This window comes from Methylocystis sp., from assembly GCF_050246715.1.
Classification (GTDB): Bacteria; Pseudomonadota; Alphaproteobacteria; order Rhizobiales; family Beijerinckiaceae; genus Methylocystis.
This window is the reverse complement of sequence record NZ_JBFWVN010000100.1, coordinates 1-5707: the sequence shown is the minus strand read 5'-3', so window position 1 is coordinate 5707 and position 5707 is coordinate 1. Positions and strand designations below refer to the sequence as shown.

Sequence of the window (5707 nt, the reverse complement as noted above, 5' to 3'; positions counted from 1 at the left end):
ATTTCTTTTGCAAGCTCAAGCAATTTCGGGCCATCGCAACGCGCTACGACAAAACCGCTCGAAATTTTCTCGCCGCGATCCACCTCTCCGCAGCTATCGTCTGGCTCAATTGATGACAGGCCCTAGAGGGGCTACATGCGCGAAACGGGTAGCTCAACCCAACGGGAAGCGGGGAAGCCAGAAGGCAACCCGACCTTCGCCGTTTCTATTTTGCTCTATGTGAGCAAAACCCCGCCCGCCGGACCTTCATCGCATCCTTGAATACGCCGCAGCCGAAGCAGGGCTGTTGGCGACCGGGCGAGGCTAGCGAAGTCACAAGCCGATTTAGCGACGCTGAAAGCACCCCGTGAGCGCGGCGAACTTGTGTCGGCGCGCCGAGGGGTGGCGGCGAAGTGGAAAGCGATACTGGCGGCGCTTCGCAGTCGCTTTCTGGGCGTACCATCGTGCATCAGGAGTCAGCTCCCGCATTTGACGCGGCCAGAGATGGATTTGATTGGCGATGAAATACGAGACGCGCTGGAAGAACCGTCGAACGGCTCCAAGTATAGAGCGGGCTGGCGGGGCGGGCGGCGGATATTGGGCGCGCCTCGGCCGCGCATGCATTTTTCGCCAGCCAGCGGAGTCTCGTTGAAACTGGATCAGGAGCTAAAAAATGTCTCAGTGGGTCAAGACTGCGGCCGCGACGGCCGCGTTGCTCATCGGCTTGCTGGCGCAAACCGAAGTCGCTGATGCGCGGGGGGGCTTCCGTGGCGGCGGCTTCGGCGGGTTCAGGGGCGGCGGCTTCGGCGGGTTCAGGGGCGGGGGTTTCGGCGGGTTCAGGGGCGGTGGTTTCGGCGGGTTCAGGGGCGGCGGTTTCGGCGGCGGCTTCCGCGGTGCCGTTCTGCCCGGCGGCGGCTTCCGAGGTGGTTGGCGCGGCGGCGGCTGGGGTCGGCCTTGGGTCGGCGGTTGGCGCGGCGGCGGTTGGCGCGGCGGCGGTTGGGGCTGGAGACGGCCCTGGGCTGGCTATTACCGCCCGCGGCGGCGCGCCTATTGGCCATGGTACGGAGCTGGGCTGATCGGAGCGGGATACGGCTGGGGCTGGGGTTGGCCCTATTACAATCCCGTCGCCTACAGCGGCTGCTATCAGCTTCGCAGGGTGTGGACCAACTGGGGCTGGCGGCGTCGGTGGGTAAATGTCTGCGGGAACGGCTACGGCGGCTGGGGTGGGTACGGCGGCTGGAACGGCGGTTGGGGTTGGGGCTGGTAAGCCAACCTCTGCGCCTCAACTCTTTAACACAAGCGCCCTCCCCTTTCGGAGGGCGTTTTGCACCGGAGCGTCGTCGCAGGACAAGAAATCCTCCGGCTGTAGCCGGGCGTTCATGCCCGCCGTGTCGCCTAGAGGCCAACGCCGGGGCATCATCGACGATTGTTGATGGACTCGCGCAGCTTGGCGAGGGGCTACCCTGAGAAGCCGGGCAGGGCGGTTTCTGCCCAACCGCAAAGCTATCGCCTTTCTCTTACCGATAATGTCGGCCTGAGTTATAAACCTGAGGAGACATGGCGTAACGGCCCCATTTCGTTACCCCAGCGTTACCCAGGATTGGACGTTGGCAAAGGCTTTGACCGCGGCGGCAGTCGCGAAGATTCGCTTCGCAGCGGCGCGCGTTGAAGTTCCGGACGGCGCCTGCCCCGGTCTGAATTTGACTGTTCACCCGACCGGCAGGAAGACGTGGGCGCTCCGATACAGGAGACCGGACGGGCGAAGCGCAAAGTTGGTTCTCGGAACCGCGCACGCTGAGTCGTGCGACGCGCCCCCGGTCATCGGCGGCCATCTAAATCTCGCCTCTGCGCGCGCACTGGCCGCGAGGCTTCGTCACGAGATCGCGATGGGACGAGACCCCGGCGCCGACACGATGGCGGCGAAGCGAACTCCCAAGAGCGAAGACGCCGACACTTACCTCGATGCCGCGCGCGATTACGTCGCGCACGCGAGGCTAAAGAGCCGACGCTGGAAGCAGACGGCGTCGATCCTCGGCTTCCGCCCTGACGGAGCGCTCATCAAGGGCGGGCTCGCAGAGAGATGGCGAGAGAGGCGCGTATTGCCTTACATTCAACCAAGCCGACGACGCCGGCAGGCGCGGCGAAATTGCTGCGGTTCATCGCCGACTTTCTCGACGAAGACGATGTCGTGAATGACATTTGGGTCGCCGACATGATCGGCGATTCCATCCGCAACGCCGTCGCGGTCCTGGAGCGGGAGGCGCGGTCATGAGCATGAACAATGACACCACAACCGAGGCGCCTGAGTGCGGGGCAGATTTCTGTGCGCGGCTCAGCTCCGCTGGCGTCAACCAGGCGCTAATCAGCGAAATGTTAGACCGTATTACTAGCGAGCGTGTGAAAGCCACCGCGACGGCGGCTCGCCTTTTCTACCATCGTCTTGGCGAGCAAGGCCCAATAACGCCGATGGATTTCTCGGACGAACTCCGCAACATTACGCGGCGTCTTTGGGGTCTTGCAGCGGCAGTGGACGGCGTCCTTGGCGACAGGGACGATGAAGGCGAGGCAAGCGGTGTCCTGCAACTCTCTCAGGACGTTGCTCGAGACATGGCGCGCCTCGCCGAGGCGTTTGACGCCGAGCGTTGGCTCAAGCGGGAGGCGCGCTCATGACCAATGATATTGAAAACTTTTCGAAGGACCTGCATTGGCCAGGGCGCGCCGACTGTCTGGAGGACATAGAACAGCATTTAAACACAGCCTCGCGTCTGGCGCGCGCGTTATGGATTGCGCTCACGGTCGGCGACTTTGCTGGCGATGAAAGGGACGTTGACGCTCTGTGCGAACTCGCGAGCGCTGTTTCCGACCATACTTCGGCGGCTCGCTTTGCGTTCTATGGAAAGCTAGAGAAGGCGGAGGCACGATCATGAACGGCAATTCCCAAAACATCGATTTCGATGAACTCGACCACATAAACGATCGCGTTTATGCGCTTCACCTAGCGATTCTCGCAGTCAAACAGGATTTGAACGACCTTCGAGCTGGCCCCGCGCTCATCCAACTGTCGATGGACGTTTCAGACCAGCTAGATGAGATCATCCATCCGAGCAGCGCCCGAGGTGCGCGGGAGGCGCGCTCATGAGCGACCTTGCCAACGTCAAGGCGCGGCTTCACCGTCTGCCGCTTCGCACCATCATCGCGCTGACATGGCGAATCAAACTCGCGCGGCTCTTTTTATGGCTCGCGCGCGTCACCGACACATACGACGGCGTCCTCATGCGGATTGTTCAGCATATCGTCGAGAACGCCGAGCGCTGCGCCGTCAGAGCGGACGATTTGCGGCGGAGGCCGAGGCCGTGACTTACGACCGCGCCGAGATTATGCGGAACGCCCACAAGCGATTCCGAGACGGCAAGCGTCTCGGGCTCGGCTGGACGTTCGGGCAAAGTCTGGCCACGGGGTGGGCGGCGGCGCGGGCCAAGCGGCGATCAGCTTCGAGAACGGCTTCCATCCTTCGAGAGCCCAACTCGCGGCTCAATTGTTAAGCCAGTTCCTGTCCGCCCCCGGCGGCAAACTCCAAAGATTCTCCACCGCTGACGGTGTTTGCGCGCCCGGGCCTGTCTGGTGAGCGCCCAGTTCGCCCTGCGCCACGAGATCGCTGCGTTGCGACATGTCGCGCGCCTTAGCATCGGCGACGCTCGGTAGCCGATCATCAAGCGCTGGGTCGCGCGATCCATTGTTGGGTTGATGGAGAGCGACCATCTCGCGCGCCGCGGTGGCGTCGATGCTCGCGCTGGGAGCCGCCAGCGAGCGATACGTCATTGGCTCCGACGTGTTCGCCACAGTCGCCGGCCCAGAGGCGGCGTTGCACGCAGAAAGCATGACGAAAAACGCAAGAACAGCGACGCGAGGCGACAACATGCGGCGCATCTCACTCTGTATTATTTAAGAAATAATGAACGCCGGGAATTTATCCGCTATGCCTGGTTTTCTCTGATGCGCCATTGCGCTGGGATTTACGGCGCAAGCCATGACGGCACACGTAAGCCAGACGCCCTCATTTCGTAGCAACAGAACGGCCACGTCAGCGCCCGTGACACAATTTTCCTGTGATTTAAGCTCATATTTGGCGCAGACTCTCTCGTTTTAGGCGAATAGCTTAGACGCGCTCGCCCCGGAACTGGTTGGGGCATAGAGTTGGGAAGCCGACAATGAGCTTACTGGATCTTAACCAAGCGCCGGCCAAAATCATCCCGCGCGGTAATGGGTCGATTGCGACGCCATCTCCGGCGCGCGCGAACGATGATGTGGAGGCGGCGTTGAGCCTGGTGACGGAGAAGGCGGCGGCGATCAGGGAGTTTGAGCGGGAAACCGCCCAAGCGCTGGCGCAGGCGCGCAATGTCGCCGATGACCTGAAAGAACAGTTGGATCATACGGACGCCTGCGCCCAACGCGCCGAGACGATGTTGCGCTTGGCTGAGGGGCAAGTCGAGGGGCTTACCGCCGACATCGAACGGGCGAGGCATGAAATTAAGACGCTGCAAGCGCTGCTCGCTGCGCGCGAATCGGAATTAGCTTCCTGGACTAGTCGCGCGGAAGAGGCCGAAGCCGGTCTTCATGAGGTGCTGGATGCGATCCGCGCACAACTTCCGGTCAAATTGAGCGTGCCGACGGAATAAGACGGCGCATCGCATGCGCCCAAGAACGCCCCGACCGTGGATGTAACGGCGGGGCGTTTTTGTCTCTCAGCCGGGACAGGCCAACGCTTCTTTCTCATTCCCTCGCGAGCAATTACAGATGGCACTCCGATTGATCTGCAATATAGGCTTGTCGCTTTTGTCCCATATCGGAACAGGCTTGCGCCGAGTTGGGTAACAATTGTGGGGAAAGCCAGAATGTTTGCGTTTGTTCGAGACCACTGGCTCCAAATTATAGTGGGCTGGGGGATATTAGCTGGCTTGGCGTGGCTGTTTATCTATGGAGCCGGCAGAGCCTCGGAGGGCAAGCGTCGATTTCCGCAACGCCCGACGCGCAAATTGCATGTCAAATGTCTCCGAGGCCGTATTGGATTCGCGAAATGTATGACGCGAGCGCCTTGGCGTCGGTGCCAGACAGGCGATTAACGAGACCCCGCCTGGTCGGCTCCTCTTCGAAATAGGGCATGGGCGTCATTCGCTCCACGCGGCGCCGATCAGATCGGCGAGGCGCTGGAGCTTTTCCCAGAAGAGATGCTTCGTGATCCGCCGGATGAGGCTAGCGCGATGGTTGCCATAAAGGAGCCATCTTCATCACTAACTCTTTAAAGATTAGGTCTTCGTCACCAACTCTTTAAAACGCTGGTCGACGGTTTCCTCATGGCCGTCACTCTTCTTTGTCAGATCACCTCCAGCCCGGCCGGCGACGACCGGGCTTTTTCGTCAGCCCTGAGCCAGATATGGCGGCCAATCCGGCATGACGTGGACCTCGCGCGAGCCGCATTCCTTGCAGACGAAGCGCCCCGTCTTCGGAAGGCCTCCGTCGGTCACAGTGCGTTCTGGGGGACCCAAGGCGGCTGAAACTTCCTCTAGTTTTGACCCGAAGCGAATCCCATTTGAAAGTGAGTAATGTAAGCGTGATCTTATGACCAGGGGTGGCTAAGCGGCGACGGCGTGAGGCGCGGCTTTCTCCCATTTCCAAGGGAGCAGTTCGTCGAGCTTTGAGATCGGGTGATCGGCGATGCGGGCGATGACAT

At 61.3% G+C, this 5707-nt stretch carries 8 protein-coding genes and 2 pseudogenes; 9 read left to right on the top strand and 1 reads right to left on the bottom strand.

The window, feature by feature from the left end:
• From AB7I51_RS17510 to AB7I51_RS17475, 8 genes and pseudogenes are all read left to right on the top strand, one after another.
• Nucleotides 1-113: pseudogene (locus AB7I51_RS17510) on the top strand (IS5/IS1182 family transposase); the annotation flags it as partial.
• Between the two features lie 539 nt (nucleotides 114-652).
• A complete protein-coding gene (locus AB7I51_RS17505; protein ID WP_428405554.1) occupies nucleotides 653-1246 on the top strand; it encodes a hypothetical protein in 594 nt (197 codons plus the stop codon).
• 340 nt (nucleotides 1247-1586) lie between these two features.
• A pseudogene (locus AB7I51_RS17500) lies at nucleotides 1587-1877 on the top strand (integrase arm-type DNA-binding domain-containing protein); the annotation flags it as partial.
• A 182-nt stretch (nucleotides 1878-2059) separates the two neighbouring features.
• Entirely contained in the window at nucleotides 2060-2251 is a 192-nt protein-coding gene (locus AB7I51_RS17495) for a hypothetical protein (RefSeq protein ID WP_428405555.1), read from the top strand.
• 125 nt (nucleotides 2252-2376) lie between these two features.
• Entirely contained in the window at nucleotides 2377-2649 is a 273-nt protein-coding gene (locus AB7I51_RS17490; protein WP_428406378.1) for a hypothetical protein, read from the top strand.
• Nucleotides 2646-2906: a hypothetical protein gene (locus tag AB7I51_RS17485; RefSeq protein ID WP_428405552.1), complete on the top strand. Its 261-nt coding sequence runs from the start codon at nucleotides 2646-2648 to the stop codon at nucleotides 2904-2906. The genes AB7I51_RS17490 and AB7I51_RS17485 overlap by 4 nt, the downstream gene beginning before the upstream one ends.
• Nucleotides 2903-3118 carry a hypothetical protein gene (locus AB7I51_RS17480; RefSeq protein ID WP_428405551.1) on the top strand — a complete coding sequence of 72 codons (216 nt, stop codon included), beginning with the start codon at nucleotides 2903-2905 and terminating at the stop codon, nucleotides 3116-3118. The genes AB7I51_RS17485 and AB7I51_RS17480 overlap by 4 nt, the downstream gene beginning before the upstream one ends.
• Entirely contained in the window at nucleotides 3115-3336 is a 222-nt protein-coding gene (locus AB7I51_RS17475) for a hypothetical protein (protein WP_428405550.1), read from the top strand. Before AB7I51_RS17480 ends, AB7I51_RS17475 begins: the two co-directional genes overlap by 4 nt.
• Before the next feature lie 174 nt (nucleotides 3337-3510).
• Here the strand turns inward: AB7I51_RS17475 and AB7I51_RS17470 are convergent, their stop codons facing one another.
• Nucleotides 3511-3798 carry a hypothetical protein gene (locus AB7I51_RS17470; protein ID WP_428405549.1) on the bottom strand — a complete coding sequence of 96 codons (288 nt, stop codon included), beginning with the start codon at nucleotides 3796-3798 and terminating at the stop codon, nucleotides 3511-3513.
• A 389-nt stretch (nucleotides 3799-4187) separates the two neighbouring features.
• On the opposite strand from AB7I51_RS17470, the gene AB7I51_RS17465 reads away from it, so the two are divergent.
• Nucleotides 4188-4655, top strand: coding sequence for a hypothetical protein (locus AB7I51_RS17465; RefSeq protein ID WP_428405548.1), 468 nt, complete (start codon nucleotides 4188-4190; stop codon nucleotides 4653-4655).
• Nucleotides 4656-5707 lie beyond the last annotated feature (1052 nt).